Here is an 18,204-nt window from a genome sequence, read left to right as displayed (position 1 = left end):
GCGATTCGACAGGGACAACAGTGCAACTGTAACACAGTTGCCATTCAGACACAGTCATAAGTATCTGTAGACAAACGGTTTTTCCCGTATGCCGTAAATATAGCACATTGCTTGGCCAGATTTTGGGCGCTGTGAACAAACTTTACGCACCGAAACGCGCCATAGCGAACGACGGACCGGCGGCGAAAAGTGCACGGTAAAGGCGCAGCGTGACGGCAGGACGCATGGGCAAAGAAAAAGGGCGGTGGCCGAAGCCACCGCCCTTCTCCATCCACGGATGACCGCAGATTAGAACGCCAGGACCGTACGGAGCAGGACGACGTGACCGTCGTTGTCCAGGTCCACAGCAGCCGAGCTCAGGTCGCTCTCGGCCTTGAAGTAGTCGTACTGAGCCTGCAGGGTCAGGCCCGGAGCGACGGTGTAGCCGGCGCCGAACTCGTAGACTTCGAGGGTGCGGTCGCCAGCGGTGTAGAGGCTGCCGGCGTCCTTGCCGTTCTTGTAGTTGGCGCCGACGACGATCGGGCCGGCGGTGTACTGAGCGCCGACAACCCAGAGGCGGCTCTTCTCGTTGTCCGAGGTCGCGGTCTGGATCTGGCCCGACTCACCGAAGTCGGTGTACGAACCGCCGAGCGAGAAGCCGGCGTAGCCGACCTGGGCGCCAACCTGCCAGGCGTTCAGGTCCTCGACGCTGGCGCCGACCGTGGTCGTGCCGGCGGCGCTGCCCCAGTAGTAGCCAGCGCTGGCCTTCAGCGAAACGCCGCCGAAGGTGTTGCTGTAGTTGGCGCCGACTTCGACGAGGTCCTCGAACGTGGTCGAGAAGCCGCGGCCGGTGGCGGTGACCGGGGTCAGGTCAGCGCGGTTGACCGAGGCGTGCGAGTCGTCGTTGCGCGGGGTGTAGCTGGCGCCCACCTGCAGGCCGGCGAAGCGCGGCGAGAAGTACACGATCTTGGTCGCGTTGTTCTCGACGACCAGCGACTGGCTCAGGAGCGAGCCGTTCAGACCGGCGAGGCCGCCACCGATGTCCGAGGTCTGGCCGATCCAGGCGGCGACGCCGTCATAGATGCCGAGCTGCAGGTAATCCTGCGGAGCGGTGACGTAGGTGGCGTCGTTGAAGGAGTTGGTCACGCCCATCTGGACCTGACCGAAGGCGCCCTGCGCGAAGATGTAGCCGCGGTCGGCGTCCATCGTGCGGGCGTTGTTGGCGCCCGAGTTGGCACGCATACGGATGCGGCCGCCGTACTCCAGGCCGTTGTCGGCCTTGGCGGTCGGGGTCACGATGACGCGGAAGCGGTTGCGGAAGTCAACCGAACGGGCACCCTCGTCGCGGTCCTCGTTGACGTAGCCGCCTTCGAAGTAGGCGTCGCCGCCGACCTTGACTTCAAACTTGGCCTGAGCGTTGGCGGCGCCGGCACCCAGAGCCAGAGCGGCAGCGGCGCAGCCCGCGAGCAGATAACGGTTCATGATTGTTGCCTCCATCCTGGCAGCAGAATTTTCAGCCCGGTTAACGTCCTGGCTGGCTCTGTGGTACGCAGATGCGGGGACGCCAGCAAGCCGGAAATCGCAAAGTTGCAGCAATGAAGGAACAGTGTGTCCGACGGAACACACCTTGATTGTGCACCGCCGTTGAAATTCCGCCGCCCGCGCTGTCCCCTCCGCAGGGCTCCGGCATCGCCCCGGACACAGCAAAGGCACAGGCTGCGCTCCGCATCGGCTGTTGCCGCGGGCGGGCTTTTATGGTCTTTTCACCGGCATCCGCCGCGGTCTCGTGCGCGGTACCCCGAATTTATTGATCCAGGTTCCGACCATGCGCCGTTCCCGTGTCCTTCGCCTTGCCCCCGTCGTGCTCGCGGCGTCGCTCGCCGTGGCCGGTTGCTCCAGCTGGGGCGGCCAGACGGAAACCGTCGATGAGCAGATCAAGAAGGAATACAAGTTCGGCAGCCTTCTCGGCACCGACGGCGGCTTCAGCCTGTTCGGCAAGAACAAGCGCAACGGCGCCGAGCAGGGCGATCCCAACGGGATCGGCGTCAACAGCTTCCTGTGGCGAGCCTCGCTGGACACGCTGTCCTTCATGCCGATCGTCTCCGCCGATCCGTTCGGCGGCGTCATCCTGACCGACTGGTACACGCCGCCGGACACCCCGAACGAGCGCTTCAAGGTCAACCTGTACATCATGGACCGCCAGCTCCGCGCCGACGGCGTGCGGGTGTCGGTGTTCAAGCAGCAGCGCGCCGGGTCGGACTGGCGCGACAGCGCGGTCGGTCCGGAGACGGCGACGACGCTGGAGGACGCGGTGCTGACCCGCGCCCGCCAGATCCGCGTCGCGCAGCAGGCCGCGGCGCGCTGAGCGCGGGCGCCGGCCGGGCAAGCGGGGCGGGGCAGGGCGCGGTTATCGCGCCGCCGCCTGTCACCCGGCCAACGGCGCCTTATTTATCAAGACCCACGAAATTCACGGAACGGCGTCTGCGGTCATGTCGCGTTACAATGTCAAGGAAACCGAAGCGAAGTGGCAGGGCGAGTGGGAGCGGCAGGGCTGCTTCACCGCGCGCGAGGACGCTTCCCGTGAGAAGTACTATGTCCTGGAGATGTTCCCCTACCCGTCGGGGCGCATCCATATGGGGCATGTCCGCAACTACACCATCGGCGACGTGATCGCGCGCTACAAGCGCGCCCGCGGCTTCAACGTGCTGCACCCGATGGGCTGGGACGCCTTCGGCCTGCCGGCGGAGAACGCCGCGCTGGAGAAGAAGACCCACCCGGCCAAATGGACCCGCGAGAACATCGCGGCCATGCGCGCCCAGCTGAAGACGATGGGCCTGTCGATCGACTGGGACCGCGAGATCGCCACCTGCGACGTGGAGTATTACCGCCACGAGCAGAAGATGTTCCTGGATTTCCTCAAGGAAGGCCTGGCCTACCGCAAGGAGTCCTGGGTCAACTGGGATCCGGTCGACAACACGGTCCTGGCCAATGAGCAGGTGATCGACGGCCGCGGCTGGCGCACCGGGGCGCTGGTCGAGAAGCGCAAGCTGTCCCAGTGGTTCCTCAAGATCACCGCCTACGCCGAGGAGCTGCTGAAGGGGCTGGACACGCTGGACCGCTGGCCGGAGCGCGTGCGCCTGATGCAGGAGAACTGGATCGGCAAGTCCACCGGCGTGCGCTTCCGCTTCGACCTCGTCGGACGGCCGGACAAGCTGGAGGTCTTCACGACCCGGCCCGACACGCTGTTCGGCGCCTCCTTCGCGGCGATCTCCGCCAACCATCCGCTCGCCGCCGAGCTGGCCGCCGGCAACCCCGCGCTGGCCGAGTTCATCGCCGAGTGCAACCGTCTGGGCACCAGCGAGGAGGCGATCGAAACCGCCGAGAAGCGCGGCTTCGACACCGGACTGCGGGTGAAGCATCCCTTCGACCCGTCCTGGGAGCTGCCGGTCTACGTCGCCAACTTCGTGCTGATGGAATACGGCACGGGCGCCATCTTCGGCTGCCCGGCCCATGACCAGCGCGACCTGGATTTCGCCCGCAAGTACGGCCTGCCGGTCAAGCCGGTGGTCATTCCGGCGGACGCCGATCCCGCCGCCTTCACGGTCGGCGACGAGGCCTACACCGGCCCCGGCCTGCTGCGCAACTCCCGCTTCCTCGACGGGCTGGAGGTCGAGCCGGCCAAGCAGGAGGTCGGCAAGCGGCTGGAGGAGCAGGGGCAGGGCGAGCGCACCACCCAGTACCGTCTGCGCGACTGGGGCGTCTCCCGCCAGCGTTACTGGGGCTGCCCGATCCCGGTCATCCACTGCGAGAGCTGCGGCATCGTCCCGGTCCCGCAGCAGGATCTGCCGGTCGTTCTGCCGGACGACGTGACCTTCGACAAGCCCGGCAACCCGCTGGACCACCACCCGACCTGGAAGCACACGAGCTGCCCGACCTGCGGCAAGCCGGCGGTGCGCGAGACGGACACCTTCGACACCTTCATCGAGTCGAGCTGGTACTTCGCCCGCTTCTGCTCGCCCAAGGCCGAGGACGTCGCCTTCACGCGCGAGGCGGTGGACTACTGGCTGTCCGTGGACCAGTACATCGGCGGCATCGAGCATGCCGTGCTGCACCTGCTCTATTCCCGCTTCTGGACGCGGGCGATGAAGCAGTGCGGCTACCTGAACGTGGAGGAGCCCTTCGCCGGCCTCTTCACCCAGGGCATGGTCAACCACGAGACCTATAAGGACGCCGGCACCGGCGCCTGGCTGGCTCCGACCGACATCCGGAAGAACGATCTCGGCGACTACATCCGCAACGACAACGACGGCCCGGTGACCGTCGGCCGCGTCGAGAAGATGTCGAAGTCCAAGAAGAACGTGGTGGACCCGGCGCACATCATCGGCACCTACGGCGCCGACGCCGCCCGCCTGTTCATGCTGTCCGACAGCCCGCCGGAGCGCGACCTGGAATGGACGGAAGCCGGCATCGACGGCGCCTGGCGCTACATCAACCGCCTGTGGCGGATGGTGACGGAATCGCCGGTCGCTCTGCCGGACGCCGGTGCGCCGAAGCCGGAAGCGTTCAGCGCCAAGGCCGAGGCCACCCGCCGCCAAGTGCACAAGGCCATCGCCGGCATCTCGGAGGACTTGGAGAAGTTCCGCTTCAACAAGGCGGTGGCCCGCGTGCGCGAGCTGTCCAACGCCCTGGCCGAGCTGGACGGCACGGGCGAGGGCGAAGCCTGGGTCCTGCGCGAAGGGTTCGAGGCCACCGTCCGCCTGATCGCCCCGATGATGCCCCATCTGGCCGAGGAGCTGTGGGCGCAGCTCGGCCACGACACGCTGCTGGTGAATCAGCCCTGGCCGCAGGCCGACGCCGCCCTGGTGGTCGAGGATTCGGTCACCATGGCGGTCCAGGTCAACGGCAAGCTGCGCGCCACGCTGGAACTGCCGCGCGACATGGCGAAAGACGCCGCGGAGCAGGCCGCCCTGGCCGACCCGAACGTCCAGCGCGCCCTGGAGGGCAAGCCGGTGCGCAAGGTCATCGTCGTCCCGAACCGGGTGATCAATGTCGTCGTCTGACCTCCATAACGACAATGGCCATAACGACAACGGTCATAACGGGAGAGCCGGCGTCCGGCGGCGGGGGCTTCTAACCCTTGCCCTGCTCGCGCCGGCGGTGCTCGCCACGGCGGCCTGCGGTTTCCAGCCCATGTATGGGACCGTCGGGGCCAACAGCATCGGCGCCGCCGAGCTTCAGCAGGTGGACATCGGGCTCATCCCGGACCGCTATGGCCAGAAGCTGCGCAACCACCTGATCGACCGCTTCTACGCCGACGGCCGTCCCGCCGCCCCGCTCTACCGGCTGCAGACCACGCTGACCGCGTCGGAGCAAAAGCTGTCCCTCCAGAAGGACGCCACCGCCACCCGCGCCCAGCTCGTCGTGAACGCTCCCTACCAGCTCATCGACGCGGCGACGGGAAAGATCCTGTTCCAGGCCAACGCGCGCTCCTTCATCAGCTACAACGTGCTGGAGCAGCAGTATGGCGCCCTCGCCACGGTCGAGAACGCCTACGACCGCGCGATCCTGGAAATCTCCAACGAGATCACCACCCGCGTGGCCGCCGAACTCGGCCGCAAATCCTGATCCGCACTGGATAACGGAGGTCGGTCCTCCACCACCGACGGTGTCTTCGTGAAGCTGCAAGCCCGGGCGATCGACGGCTTCCTGCGCAGCCCCGATCCCAAGATCCGCGCGGTCCTGCTCTATGGCCCGGACACCGGTCTGGTGCGCGACCGCGCCATGGGGCTGGGCCGCACCGTGGTCGCCGACCTGTCCGATCCCTTCCGCGTGACGGAGATGCTGGGCCGCGCCGTCGCCGACGATCCGGCACGTCTGGCCGACGAGGCCGCCGCCCTGTCCTTCACCGGGGGCCGCCGCCTGATCCGCGTGCGCGAGGCGGAGGACAATGTCACCGCCGCCTTCACCGCCTTTCTGGCCGACCTACCGCCCGGCGACAGCCTCGTCCTCGTCGAAGCCGGCGACCTCGGCAACCGATCGAAGCTGCGCACCCTGTTCGAAGGAGCGGACGGTGCCGTCGCCATTCCCTGCTATGTGGAGGAGGAGGCCGCGCTTGGCCGGGTCATCGCCGACATCCTGCACGGCCACGGCCTGACCGCCGACCCCGACGCCCTGTCCTTCCTCGCCGGCAATCTGGTCGGCGACCGCATGGTGGCGCGCGGCGAGATGGAGAAGCTGGCGCTCTACATGGGCACGGAAACGCGCGTCCGGCTGGAGGACGCCCAGGCCTGCGTCGGCGACAGCGCGGCCCTATCGCTGGACGAGCCGATCTGGGCGGCGGCGGAGGGTGACTTCGCCACGCTCGACCGCTCGCTGGCCCGGCTGTTCGCCGAGGGCATGTCCCCAGTGCCGATCCTGCGCGCCGCCCAGCGTCATTTCCAGCGTCTGCAGCTGGTCGCCGGGCAGGTGGCGGCGGGCAAGTCGGCGGACGCCGCGGTGGAGGCGCTGCGCCCGCCGGTGTTCTTCAAGATGAAGCCGCGGCTGACCGGTCAGGCCCGCCGCTGGCCCGCGCCGCTGGTGCGGCAGGCGCTGGACCGGCTGGTCGAGGCCGAAGCGGACTGCAAACGCACCAACATGCCCGACCAAACGCTCTGCGCCCGCGTCCTCTTCCAGCTCGCCTCGCTGGCGCGGCGCTGAGGTTTTCGTTCTTTCGCCGACCTTTATTTCACGGCCAGGAACTGCGGCACGCGCAGCAGGATCAGCTCGTTGTGGTCCTGCTTGCCCAGCGCGCGGCCCGAGGAGTAGGGGAGGTTGTTGTCGTTGCCGACGACGATGTGTTCAGCGTCCACCACATCGACATTCTCGATGGTCACAAAGGGAAAGGTGAACTTGCCCTTGTCACCGCCGAGCTGGGCAACGCCCTTCGGATCGTCGATGTCCATCAGGTCGACATAGCCCACCTTCTTCACGAAGCCCTCTGCATCGACCTGGGCGAAGTCGATCTTGTAGACGCGCTTGAACTGGGCCGGGACGTTGAAGCAATCCGGGGTGGGTTGGCCGGTGCAGCCCTGGGCCGGGTTGCCCTCGCCGTTGTCGCGCTCGATGATCAGGCCGGTGGTGGCGTCGATCATGTTGAAGTCGCCGATGTTGTTGCCATTGGCTTCCAGCCGATACTTGAAGCTGCGGCCCGTGAAGTCACCCTTGGCGACGTCGAATTCGGCGATGCGCAGATACTCCCGCCCGTCCTTGGTCTCCCACGCACCGCCGGTCCCGAGCTGGGCGTTGAACAGCGGGCCTTCGAACAGCGGGTAGAGGAACTTGCCGTCCTTGGAAGCGGCCATTCCTTCGAAGCCCCGCGAGCGGCGCACCTCGAAGCCGACGGCGCCGGGCACCGCCGGGGTGGACACCGCGTAATGGTCGGGGGAGCGCACGGGCTTGCCATCCACCTTGCTCTCATGCAGGGACAGCAGCTTGCCGGTCCGGTCGGTCACCAGGATGTAGGGGCCGAACTCGTCGCCGAAATACATCCGGTCGCCGACGATCTGCAGGCTCTCGACGTCGAAGTCGGCGCCGGTCAGATAGCGTTCCTTGGTCGCCTCGGTAACGATGGGGAAGGGGACCTTGCGGTCCGGATCGCGCAGGAACAGCGTCTCGGCCACCGCCGCCTTGCCGGTCTTCCAATCAATGGTCAGCTTGTGCACGCTCAGCATGGCGTCGGCGGAGTTGCCCTTGCTGCCGAATCCGTTGTCGGTCAGCACCATGAAGGTCCCGTCGCCCAGCGCCTTGATGCCGGAGAAGCCCTGAACCGGCTGACCGTCGAAGGGCAGCGCCATGCCGGTGCCGCGCGCCGCGCCGGGAGCGGACAGGAAGGACATGCCTTCGATGCTGCGGGTTTGGTCGACGCGCTTGCGGTCGGCGGCGGTGAACTTGCCGGAGGTACGGAACAGGTCCGGCGCGTCGGCAGGCGGGGCGACGAAGGTCGCGGCGTCGATGATGCCGTGCCCGGTCAGCTCCGCCGGGAATTTCTGGTCCGCAAAAGCCGGCCCCGCAATCAGGGCCGCGGTAAGGCCGGCAAGGCACAGGCCGTGGATGGGCTTCATGAATCTCCCCCTCTGTGTCGGCTCCGGCCGCGCCGATGCGGCCGGACGACCCTGTTTAGGGGGAGTTCATGTTAGTGTCGTTTCACTAAAGTGACAGTTTGGTTCCGCGACCGCCTACTCACCGCCGAGGCGGCGCAGCACGTCGTCGAGTTGGTCGAGCGTCTGATAATGGATGGTGATGGAGCCGCCCTTGCCCTGCGGGGTGATCGCGACCTTCAGCCCGATGCGGGCGGAGATCTCCTCCTCCAGGTTCACCAGATCGACGTCCTTGAGCGTCGGGTCGGTGGTGGCACCGCCACGTCCGCCAGCCTTCTTGGTCTTGACCGGCGCACTGCCGCGCATCAGGTCTTCAGTCTGGCGGACGTTCAGGCCACGCTTGACCACCTCACGCGCCACCGACACGGGATCGGAGGAGGTGAGCAGCGCGCGGGCATGGCCGGCGCTGAGCGCCCCCTCCTGCACCATGCCCTTGACCGGGTCGGGCAGGGCGAGCAGGCGCATCATGTTGGCAACGTGGCTGCGGCTCTTGCCGACCGAGCGCGCCAGATCCTCCTGTGTGTGTTCGAACTCCTCCATCAGACGCTTGTAACCCTCGGCCTCTTCGAGAGGCGTCAGGTCCTGGCGCTGGATGTTCTCGATCAGCGCGATTTCCAGCGCCTCACGGTCCGACAGCTCACGGATGACGACCGGCACCTCGTGCAGGCCGGCGATCTGTGCGGCTCGCCAGCGGCGTTCGCCGGCGATCAACTCATAGGAGTTGGTCGTCTCCGGGTCTCGACGGACGAGCAGAGGCTGGAGGATGCCCTTGTCGCGGATCGACTCGACCAGCCCCTGCAGCGCCTCATCGTCGAAGGTGCGGCGCGGCTGGTACTTGCCGGGATGGATGAACTCAATAGGCACCTGCTTGGACTGGCGCACCTTGTCGAGCGCCGAATAGTCCTCCGCCGCCTCGCCGAACAGGGCGGAGAGGCCGCGGCCCAGGCTGGCGCGGCGGGCACCGCCGTCCGAACGTTTGGTATCCTCCATCACGCGCTCAGCCTCTTCTCACGGCGCAGCACCTCGCCGGCCAGATGGATGTATGCCTGCGACCCGGGGCAGCGCATGTCGTAGATCAGCACCGGCTTGCCGTGGGACGGCGCCTCCGACACCTTCACGTTCCGCGGGATGACGGTGTCGTAGACCTTCTCCCCGAAGAAGCCACGAACGTCGGCGGCCACCATGTCGGACAGATTGTTGCGCTTGTCGAACATGGTCAGCACGACGCCGTGGATGTCGAGGTCTGGGTTGAAGGCGCGCTTCACCCGCTCGATGGTGCGGACGAGGTGGCTGAGGCCCTCCAGCGCGTAGAACTCGCACTGCAGCGGCACCATCACGGCGTGGGAGGCGACCAGCGCGTTCAGCGTCAGCAGGCCGAGCGCCGGAGGGCAGTCGATCAGCACGTAGTCGTATTCCAGCGCGCTCTTGTCCACCGCCTCGCGCAGCCGGAACTCCCGCCGCTCGGAGGTGACCAACTCGACCTCGGCGCCGGACAGATCGACGGAGGAGGTGATGATCGACAGGTTCGGCACCGTCGACACCGTCGCGGCATCCTCCAGCGGCATGCCGTCGAACAGCACGTCGTAGATGCCGACGCGCCGGTCGGCGCGCGGGATGCCGAGGCCAGTGGAGGCGTTGCCCTGGGGATCAAGGTCGATCACCAGAACGCGCTTGCCGATGGCGGCCAGGGCGGTTGCCAGATTGATGGTGGTCGTGGTCTTGCCCACGCCGCCTTTCTGATTGGCAATCGAAATGACGCGAGCGGAAGGAAGGGCAGAGGGCATGTCAGCCTCTCGGGAAGCCTCGGAGCGGGAATGCATCAGAGTCGCGGTCTTAGACACGGGCGATACCACTCACACGCAGGATGGTTCCGGTGGGGTCGGTGCGGCTGTCGAAGCGCTCGGTCCGCATCTTCCAATGTTTGGTGGTATCGGTCAATTCGTCCGCCACATTTTGCCCCTTGGGAAACAGTGCCGCACCCCGGTCCTGCAGGAAGGGATAGGCCCAATTCAGCAGATCGTTCAGCGGCGCCAGGGCGCGGGCGGTCACCACGTCGGCGGAGATCGGCGGCGCCGCCTCGATCCGCTTGTTGTGCACGGTGACCGACGCGCCGGCGACGCGCGCCGCTTCGCGCAGGAATGCGCATTTGCGGGAGTCGCTCTCGACCAGATGGACCTCCGGCACGCCCATGATGGCCAGGACCAAGCCGGGGAAGCCGGCGCCGCTGCCGAGATCGACCAGCACCCGAGCCCCTTCGGGAAGGAGCGGATAAAGTTGGGCGGAGTCGAGGAAGTGCCGACGCCAAGCGTCGGGCAGGGTGGAGGGACCGACCAGATTGATCTTCGGTTGCCACTTGCGCAGCGTCGCCTCATAAGCGGCGAGCCGATCCAGCGTTTCACGTGAAACACCGGTTTCCGCCTGAAAGGCCGCGGCATCGAACAGGCTCATCAGACGGCCACCTTCACGTCGCGCCGTTTCACATGGCGGAGCAGGGCAACCAGCGCCGCCGGAGTCATGCCCGGAATGCGGGCCGCAGCGCCCAGAGTTGCCGGGCGGGCTTGCCGCAGCTTCTGCCGGATCTCCGCCGACAGGCTGCCGATGGTGTCGGGATCGAGATCGTCGGGAAGCTCCAGGGCTTCGTCCTTGCGGAAGGCGCGGATGTCGGCTTCCTGCCGGTCGAGATAGCCGGCGTATTTCCCATCGATCTCCAGCTGCTCGACGACGTCGGCGGGGATCGCCGACAGCTCCGGCCACAGCCGGGCGAGGGTGGCGAGATCGAGGTCGGGATAGCGCAGCAGATCGGCAGCGGTCCGGCGCACGCCGTCCTGATTGACGGCGATGCCCTGCCGCTGCAACTCCGCCGGGGTAGCCTGGAGGGCGCGCACCAGAGTGCGGCCGGCGGACAGCGCCTCGGCCTTCGCCGTGAAGGCATCACGCCGCGCCGACCCGATGCAGCCGATCGCGAGGCCTTTCGGCGTCAGCCGCTGGTCGGCGTTGTCGGCGCGCAGGATCAACCGGTACTCGGCGCGCGAGGTGAACATCCGGTAGGGCTCGTTGGTGCCCCGTGTGATCAGGTCGTCGACCAGTACCCCGATGTAGGCGTCGGCGCGATCGAGCACGAAGCCCTCCGCCGAGCCGCCAGCCAACAGGGCCGCGTTGATGCCGGCCATCAATCCCTGCGCCGCCGCTTCCTCATAGCCGGTGGTGCCGTTGATCTGGCCGGCGAAGAACAAGCCGGGGCTCCGGCGGGTTTCCAGTGTCGGCTTCAGCTCACGCGGGTCCACGAAGTCGTATTCGATGGCGTAGCCGGGTCGGATCATCACCGCGCGCTCCAGCCCCGGCATCGTCTTCAGGAAGCCGAGCTGGACGTCGCGGGGCAGGGAGGTCGAGATGCCGTTCGGGTAGACCGTGTCGTCGTCCAGCCCTTCCGGCTCCAGGAAGATCTGGTGGCGCTCCTTGTCGGCAAAGCGCACCACCTTGTCCTCGATGGATGGGCAGTAGCGCGGGCCGGTGCTCTGGATCTGCCCGGAATACATCGGCGCGCGGTGGAGGTTGCCGCGGATCAGCGCGTGCATCTCCGGCGTCGTCCAGGTGATCGCGCAGTCGATCTGCGGCGTGTCGATGCGGTCGGTCAGATAGGAGAAGGGCGGGGGCGGCGTGTCGCCGGGCTGCTTCTCCAGCGCGTCCCAATCGATGGTCTTGCCGTCGAGCCGCGGCGGGGTGCCGGTCTTCAAGCGCCCGAGCGGGAAGCCCAAACGCGCCAGCGTGTCGGACAGACCGATGGACGGAGCCTCGCCGACGCGGCCCGCCGGGGTCGTCTCCTCGCCGATGTGGATCAGGCCGCGCAGGAAGGTGCCGGTGGTCAGCACCACGGCTCCCGCGGCGAGGGTCTCGCCGGCACCGGTGACCACACCGGTCACCCGCCCGTCGTCGCCGATGGTCAGGTCTTCGGCGCCGCCAGCCTCGATGGACAGGTTCGGCTGCTCCGCGAGGATCGCCTGCACCGCCTGCCGGTAGAGCTTGCGGTCGGCCTGGGCGCGCGGGCCGCGGACGGCGGGTCCCTTGCTGCGGTTCAGAATACGGAACTGGATGCCGCCGCGGTCGATGGCGCGGGCCATGACACCGTCGAGCGCGTCGATCTCGCGCACCAGATGCCCTTTGGCCAACCCGCCGATGGCCGGGTTGCAGGACATCTCACCGATGGTGTCCAGCTTGTGGGTGAGCAGCAGGGTGCGCGCACCCATGCGCGCCGCAGCGGCGGCAGCCTCGCAACCGGCGTGGCCTCCGCCGACAACAATGACGTCGAACGTTCGCATGGCCGGACCATAGCCGAGTCAGCGCCGGACGCCAAGCGCCGCGACGCCGCGCAGCCCGTGTTTCACGTGAAACAGAGCGGCGCGGCGCCTTTGTCACGCCATCTTCGGCTCATTTGCCGACGCAGAAATCCCGGAAGATCACGTCCAGCAGGTCTTCGACATCGACCCGCCCGGTGATGCGGCCGAGGGCGCGGCTCGCCAGACGCACATCCTCCGCCATCAACTCCGGCAGTGGGGCGGTCAGGGCTCGGCGCAGGGCATCCCGGCACTCTTCGAGAGCGGACCGGTGCCGGGCGCGCGTCAGAGCCGGGGCGCCGCTGCCCGCCAGCCGGTCGGCGGTAAAGGCTGTCAAACGGCGCTCCAGCTCCGGCAGGCCGGCACCGGTCCGGGCCGAGACCGCAACCGCCTCCCAGTCGCCGACCATCGGCACTCCGGCTTCGACGACATCCGTCTTGTTCAGGACCACGACCGTGTCCTTGTCGAGCAGGGCGACCGTCGCCGGGTCGAACGCGGGAATGGCGGTGGCATCGAACACGGCGACCTTCACGTCGGCACGGGCGGCGCGGTCGAGCGCGCGACGGATGCCTTCTTCTTCCACCTCGTCGGCGGCCGCCTCGCGCAAACCCGCGGTGTCGGCCAGAACCACCGGGTAGCCGCCGAGGTCGAGATGGACCTCGATCACGTCGCGGGTGGTGCCAGCGCGGGCCGAGACGATGGCGGCCTCCCGACGGGCGAGGGCGTTCAGCAGGCTCGACTTGCCAGCGTTGGGCGCGCCGACGATGGCGATGTGCAGCCCCTCGCGCAGCCGTTCCCCGCGGCCCCGGTCGTCAAGATGGGCGTCGATCTCGGCGGCGAGGGCGTCCAGCACGGGACGCGCGGCGTCCGACACACCGGAAGGCAGATCCTCGTCGGGGAAGTCGATGTCAGCCTCGATGTGGGCGAGCGACCGGGTCAGCCGCTCCCGCCAGCCATCATAGAGCGCGCCGAGCGCGCCTTCCATCTGGCGCAGAGCCTGGCGGCGCTGGGCCGAGGTTTCGGCGTCCACCAGATCGGCGACCGCCTCGGCCTCGGTCAAGTCGAGCTTGCCGTTCTCGAAGGCGCGGCGGGTGAACTCGCCGGGTTCGGCGACGCGCAGGCCGGGCAGGGTGGACAGCGCCTCGACCACGCCAGCGACCACGGCGCGCCCGCCATGCAGATGCAGCTCCACCACATCCTCGCCCGTGAAGCTGCGGGGGGCGGTGAAGCGCAGGACCAGCGCGTCATCCAACGCTTCCCCGGTCTTGGGATCGCGCAGCCGGACGAGCGTGGCCATGCGGGGTGCGGGCAGGGGCTTGCCGGTGAGGGCAGCGAGCGCGTCGCCGGAGACCGGGCCCGAAACGCGAACCACCGCCACACCGGCGCGGCCGGGGGCGGTGGCGAGGGCGAAAATGGTCGGGATCATCGTACCAACTGTCATCGTGCCGGATCCGGAACGATCATCCGACCTGTTCCGGCAACAATTCCTTTTGTTCTGGCCTCAGCATGAGCCGCTCCACACGGTCACCACCAACCAGATGCGTCTCCAGGATCGCGTCCACGTCGGCGAAGGAACGGTAGGTGTACCAGACACCCTCCGGGTAGACGACCAGCACCGGACCCAACTCGCAACGGTCCAGGCAACCGGCGGCGTTGATCCGCACCCGGCCGTCCAAGCCCAGCTCGCGGGCACGGGCCTTCATGTAGTCGCGGAGCTTTTCGGAACCGCGGGCGGCGCAGGAGCCGCGCTTGTGACCATCGGGGCGGCGGTTGGTGCAGGAGAAAACATGGGCTTCGAAGTACGGCTTCGGATCGGTCACTTGCGTCCATCCTGTCCCATGGCGGCGGCCATCTGGGACCAAAACATTTTCTGAAGCTGCTCCATGCCCTGAATTCCCGCCGGCAGCCACGTCTTCATCATTGTCTCAGGGTCCATGGCGAGCAGGGAGGCCTGCATCCGATCCTGGATCTCCTGCATCATCGCGTCCTGCATGGGCTTCACATCGGGAAGGCCCAGGAAGTGGCGCGCCTCTTCGGGTGTGCAGTCGATGTCGATGGTGATCTTCATGGCCCCATTCCCTTGGAAAGCGCGCGGTACGCAGGAAATTAAGGGTTGAGCGCCGCTTCGGCTCATGCCCCACTATACAGATAGGAAGCCCTGGCGCAACGGCACCGCCGCGCCAGTTTATTCTCAATCACGCCACAGACCGGAAACGCTTCTCATGCCCGCGAACCTGCTTGGCCGGGAGACCAGCCCCTACCTGCTTCAGCACAAGGACAACCCCGTCCATTGGGTGGCCTGGGGTCGCGACGCCTTTGAACGGGCCAAGCGCGAGAACAAGCCGGTGCTGCTGTCGGTCGGCTACGCCGCCTGCCACTGGTGCCACGTGATGGCGCACGAAAGCTTCGAGAACCCGGAGATCGCCGCGCTGATGAACGAGCTGTTCGTCAACATCAAGGTGGACCGGGAGGAGCGGCCGGACGTCGACCAGATCTACCAGTCGGCCCTGGCCATGCTGGGGCAGCAGGGCGGCTGGCCACTGACCATGTTCCTGACCCCGGAGGCCGAGCCCTTCTGGGGCGGCACCTACTTCCCGCCGGCGTCGCGCTACGGGCGTCCCGGCTTCCCCGACGTGCTGCGCGGCGTGGCGGAGACCTACCGCAACAAGCCGGAGAACGTGACCCGCAACGTCGCCGCGCTGAAGGACGCGCTGGGCAAGCTGGCCGAGAACCGGGCGGCGGGGGAGGTCGACCTCGCCATGCTGGACCAGATCGCCGACCGGCTGGTCCGCGAGGTCGATCCCTTCCACGGCGGCATCGGCCACGCCCCGAAATTCCCCCAGGTGCCGATCTTCACGCTGCTGTGGCGGGCTTGGCTGCGCACCGGCAAGGAGCCCTACCGCGAGGCGGTCACCAACACGCTGGCCCACATGTGCCAGGGCGGAATCTACGACCATCTGGGCGGCGGCTTCGCCCGCTATTCGGTGGACGAGATGTGGCTGGTGCCGCATTTCGAGAAGATGCTCTACGACAACGCCCAGCTTCTCGACCTGATGACGCTGGTCTGGCAGGCGGAGCGGGAGCCGCTGTTCGAGACGCGCATCCGTGAAACGGTGGGCTGGGTGCTGCGCGAGATGATCGCCGAGGGCGGCGGCTTCGCGGCGACCCAGGACGCCGACAGCGAGGGCGAGGAGGGACTCTTCTACATCTGGAACGAGGAGGAGATCGACCGGCTGCTCGGCCCCGGCGCCGAGGTCTTCAAGCGCGCCTACGGCGTCACGCCGCAGGGCAACTGGGAGGGGGCGACCATCCTCAACCGGCTGCACCGCATCGAGGCGCTGGACGCCGAGACCGAGGCGACGCTGGCCGAACAGCGGGCGATCCTCTGGCGGGAGCGCGAAAAGCGGATCAAGCCGGGCTGGGACGACAAGGTGCTGGCCGACTGGAACGGCCTGATGATCGCGGCCCTCGCCCAGGCCGGCATGGTCTTCGACGAGCCGGAATGGATCGCGGCCGCGCAGCGCGCCTACGCCTTCGTCCGCGACCGCATGACCGAGGACGGGCGGCTGCTGCACAGCTGGCGGGCCGGGCAGCTCAAGCACCGGGCGACGCTGGACGACTACGCCCACATGGCGCGCGGCGCGCTCGCCCTGCACGAGGCGACCGGCGACACCGGCGCCCTGGAGCAGGCGCGGGCCTGGGTGCGGGTGCTCGACGCGCATTTCTGGGACGCCCAGGCCGGCGGCTATTTCTACACGGCGGACGACGCCGATGACCTGATCGTCCGCACGAAGTCGGCCGGCGACGCGGCGACCCCCAGCGGCAACGGCACCATGCTGGCCGTGCTGGCGACGCTGCACCACCGCACCGGCGAGGCCGCCTATCGGGAGCGGGCGGACGCCTTGGCCGCCGCCTTCTCCGGCGAGCTGAGCCGCAATTTCTTCCCGTTGCCGACCTATCTGAACGCGGCGGAGCTTCTCCAGAAGGCCCTGCAGATCGTCATCGTCGGCGACCCGCAGGGGTTGGACACCGCGACGCTGCGCCGCGCGGTGCTCGACCGTCCGCTTCCCGACCGCATCCTCACCGTCCTGCCGCCGGGAACCGATCTGCCCGCCGGGCATCCGGCCCACGGCAAGGGCATGCAGGGCGGGGCGGCGACCGCCTATGTCTGCACCGGCATGACCTGCTCCCCCCCGGTGACCGCGCCCGACGCGCTGGCCGACGCCCTGAGCCGGAGATGAATCCATGGCGCAGTCATCCGGCAGCCTGACCATCGACAGCCCGCTGGGCCTGCTGACCGTCGCCAGCTCAGCCGGTGCCATCGTGGCGCTCGACTGGGGACGGCTGGGCGACGACCGGCCGGACCCCGTGTTGGAGGAGGCGGCGCGCCAGCTCCGCGACTATTTCGCGGGGACGCGGTTGGATTTCGACCTGCCGCTGTCCCCCCGCGGGACGGCCTTCCGGCAAAAGGTCTGGGCGGCCATGCAGGCCATCCCCTATGGCGGCGTGCTGACCTACGGCGACGTCGCGCGGATGCTGGACACGGCGCCGCGCGCCGTGGGTGGAGCCTGCGGAGCCAACCCGATCCCGGTGATCATCCCCTGCCACCGCATCGTCGGGGGCGGCGGCGCGCCTGGCGGCTATTCCGGCCTGGGCGGCTTGCGGACCAAGGATTGGCTGCTCCGCCACGAACGGCGGTACCGGGTGACAGCGGAACAGGCCGGCGATACGCTGGAGCTTCAGCTTCTATAAAAAGGGAAGGGACCAACCACCATGGTTCACGCGATCCGCATCCACGACTACGGCGGACCCGAAGCGCTGCGCTGGGACGAGATCGAGGTGGGCGACCCCGGCCCCGGTCAGGTGCGCCTGCGCCAGACCGCCGTCGGGCTGAACTACATCGACACCTATCACCGCTCCGGCGCCTACAAGCTGCCGCAGCTTCCCGCCATCATCGGGACCGAGGGCGCCGGCGTGGTCGAGGCGGTGGGACCGGACGTGACGACGCTGAAGCCCGGCGACCGGGTCGGCTACGCGCCGCTGATCGGGGCCTACGCCGAATCCCGCCTCGCCCCCGCCGACCGGCTGATCCCGCTGCCGAGCTGGATCGAGGACCGGCAGGCCGCCGCCATGCTGCTCCAGGGCATGACCGCGCAGTTCCTCCTGCGCTCCACCTACGCGGTGCAGCCGGGCGACACCATCCTGGTCCAGGCCGCCGCGGGAGGCGTCGGCCAGATCCTCTGTCAGTGGGCGAAGCATCTGGGCGCCACCGTGATCGGCACGGTCAGCAGCGACGAGAAGGCGGAGCTGGCCCGCGCCGCCGGCTGCGACCATCCCATCGTCTACACGCGCGAGAATTTCGTGAACCGCGTGAAGGACCTGACAGATGGGCAGGGCGTGCCGGTGGTCTATGACGGCGTCGGCAAGACGACCTTCATGGACAGCCTGGACTGCCTGCGTCCCCGCGGCTTCATGGTGCTGTTCGGCGCGGCGTCCGGCCCGGTCCCGCCGCTGGACCTCCAGGTGCTGGCGGCCAAGGGCTCGCTCTACGTCACGCGCCCGACCTTGTTCAGCTACGTCGCCAAGCGCGACGACCTGATGGCCAGCGCCGCCGACCTGTTCGAGGTGGTGCATTCCGGCGGAGTGACCATCAACGTCGGCCAGACCTTCGCGCTGCGCGACGCAGCCGAGGCCCACCGGGCGCTGGAGTCCCGCGCGACGACCGGGTCCACGGTGCTGCTGCCGTAATTTTGAAGCCC

General features: G+C 68.0%; 16 protein-coding genes. 7 read left to right on the top strand and 9 right to left on the bottom strand.

Translation table 11 applies throughout. From position 1 onward, the window contains the following. Positions 1-288: 288 nt before the first annotated feature. Entirely contained in the window at positions 289-1,461 is a 1,173-nt protein-coding gene (locus H0B54_RS07360; RefSeq protein ID WP_188259811.1) for a porin, read from the bottom strand. A 343-nt stretch (positions 1,462-1,804) separates the two neighbouring features. Between H0B54_RS07360 and H0B54_RS07355 the strand changes: the two genes are divergently transcribed. The 4 genes from H0B54_RS07355 (at position 1,805) to holA (ending at position 6,675) form a co-directional block, all read left to right on the top strand. After that, positions 1,805-2,344, top strand: coding sequence for a DUF3576 domain-containing protein (locus tag H0B54_RS07355; RefSeq protein ID WP_014238944.1), 540 nt, complete (start codon positions 1,805-1,807; stop codon positions 2,342-2,344). Positions 2,345-2,468: 124 nt separating this feature from the next. Then, positions 2,469-5,039: a leucine--tRNA ligase gene (gene leuS / locus H0B54_RS07350; protein WP_188259810.1), complete on the top strand. Its 2,571-nt coding sequence runs from the start codon at positions 2,469-2,471 to the stop codon at positions 5,037-5,039. Between the two features lie 130 nt (positions 5,040-5,169). Next, on the top strand, positions 5,170-5,604 hold the full coding sequence (gene lptE / locus H0B54_RS07345; protein ID WP_246472391.1) for an LPS assembly lipoprotein LptE: 435 nt from the start codon (positions 5,170-5,172) through the stop codon (positions 5,602-5,604). Between the two features lie 48 nt (positions 5,605-5,652). Next, positions 5,653-6,675 (top strand): DNA polymerase III subunit delta, encoded by a 1,023-nt coding sequence (gene holA / locus H0B54_RS07340; protein ID WP_188259808.1) that lies wholly within the window; start codon positions 5,653-5,655, stop codon positions 6,673-6,675. Positions 6,676-6,698: 23 nt separating this feature from the next. On the opposite strand, the gene H0B54_RS07335 is transcribed toward holA, so the two are convergent. The 8 genes from H0B54_RS07335 to H0B54_RS07300 all read right to left on the bottom strand — a co-directional run bounded on the left by H0B54_RS07335 (position 6,699) and on the right by H0B54_RS07300 (position 14,513). Then, on the bottom strand, positions 6,699-8,078 hold the full coding sequence (locus H0B54_RS07335) for an esterase-like activity of phytase family protein (RefSeq protein WP_188259807.1): 1,380 nt from the start codon (positions 8,076-8,078) through the stop codon (positions 6,699-6,701). 114 nt (positions 8,079-8,192) lie between these two features. Beyond that, positions 8,193-9,104: a ParB/RepB/Spo0J family partition protein gene (locus tag H0B54_RS07330; RefSeq protein ID WP_188259806.1), complete on the bottom strand. Its 912-nt coding sequence runs from the start codon at positions 9,102-9,104 to the stop codon at positions 8,193-8,195. Then, positions 9,104-9,898 (bottom strand): ParA family protein, encoded by a 795-nt coding sequence (locus tag H0B54_RS07325; protein ID WP_094301379.1) that lies wholly within the window; start codon positions 9,896-9,898, stop codon positions 9,104-9,106. The genes H0B54_RS07330 and H0B54_RS07325 overlap by 1 nt, the downstream gene beginning before the upstream one ends. 49 nt (positions 9,899-9,947) lie before the next feature. After that, a complete protein-coding gene (rsmG, locus tag H0B54_RS07320) occupies positions 9,948-10,562 on the bottom strand; it encodes a 16S rRNA (guanine(527)-N(7))-methyltransferase RsmG (RefSeq protein WP_188259805.1) in 615 nt (204 codons plus the stop codon). Next, positions 10,562-12,430 carry a tRNA uridine-5-carboxymethylaminomethyl(34) synthesis enzyme MnmG gene (mnmG, locus tag H0B54_RS07315; RefSeq protein WP_188259804.1) on the bottom strand — a complete coding sequence of 623 codons (1,869 nt, stop codon included), beginning with the start codon at positions 12,428-12,430 and terminating at the stop codon, positions 10,562-10,564. The genes rsmG and mnmG overlap by 1 nt, the downstream gene beginning before the upstream one ends. A gap of 109 nt (positions 12,431-12,539) precedes the next feature. Further along, the gene (gene mnmE / locus H0B54_RS07310; protein WP_188259914.1) at positions 12,540-13,871 is read right to left on the bottom strand and encodes a tRNA uridine-5-carboxymethylaminomethyl(34) synthesis GTPase MnmE; all 1,332 of its coding nucleotides are present in this window, start codon (positions 13,869-13,871) and stop codon (positions 12,540-12,542) included. A gap of 34 nt (positions 13,872-13,905) precedes the next feature. After that, positions 13,906-14,265: a (2Fe-2S) ferredoxin domain-containing protein gene (locus H0B54_RS07305; RefSeq protein WP_094301382.1), complete on the bottom strand. Its 360-nt coding sequence runs from the start codon at positions 14,263-14,265 to the stop codon at positions 13,906-13,908. Beyond that, on the bottom strand, positions 14,262-14,513 hold the full coding sequence (locus H0B54_RS07300; RefSeq protein ID WP_014238933.1) for a DUF6489 family protein: 252 nt from the start codon (positions 14,511-14,513) through the stop codon (positions 14,262-14,264). The genes H0B54_RS07305 and H0B54_RS07300 overlap by 4 nt, the downstream gene beginning before the upstream one ends. Positions 14,514-14,667: 154 nt before the next feature. On the opposite strand from H0B54_RS07300, the gene H0B54_RS07295 reads away from it, so the two are divergent. Genes H0B54_RS07295 through H0B54_RS07285 form a run of 3 tightly spaced genes read left to right on the top strand, consistent with a single transcriptional unit; the run spans position 14,668 to position 18,193 of the window. Beyond that, the gene (locus tag H0B54_RS07295; protein ID WP_188259803.1) at positions 14,668-16,686 is read left to right on the top strand and encodes a thioredoxin domain-containing protein; all 2,019 of its coding nucleotides are present in this window, start codon (positions 14,668-14,670) and stop codon (positions 16,684-16,686) included. Between the two features lie 4 nt (positions 16,687-16,690). Then, positions 16,691-17,197 (top strand): methylated-DNA--[protein]-cysteine S-methyltransferase, encoded by a 507-nt coding sequence (locus H0B54_RS07290; protein ID WP_188259802.1) that lies wholly within the window; start codon positions 16,691-16,693, stop codon positions 17,195-17,197. Positions 17,198-17,218: 21 nt separating this feature from the next. Beyond that, positions 17,219-18,193 carry a quinone oxidoreductase family protein gene (locus H0B54_RS07285; RefSeq protein WP_188259801.1) on the top strand — a complete coding sequence of 325 codons (975 nt, stop codon included), beginning with the start codon at positions 17,219-17,221 and terminating at the stop codon, positions 18,191-18,193. Positions 18,194-18,204 lie beyond the last annotated feature (11 nt).

The sequence above is a fragment of the Azospirillum tabaci genome (assembly GCF_014596085.1).
GTDB lineage: Bacteria > Pseudomonadota > Alphaproteobacteria > Azospirillales > Azospirillaceae > Azospirillum > Azospirillum tabaci.
Note: the sequence above shows the minus strand (reverse complement) of the source record. Positions and strands in the feature narration are given on the sequence as shown.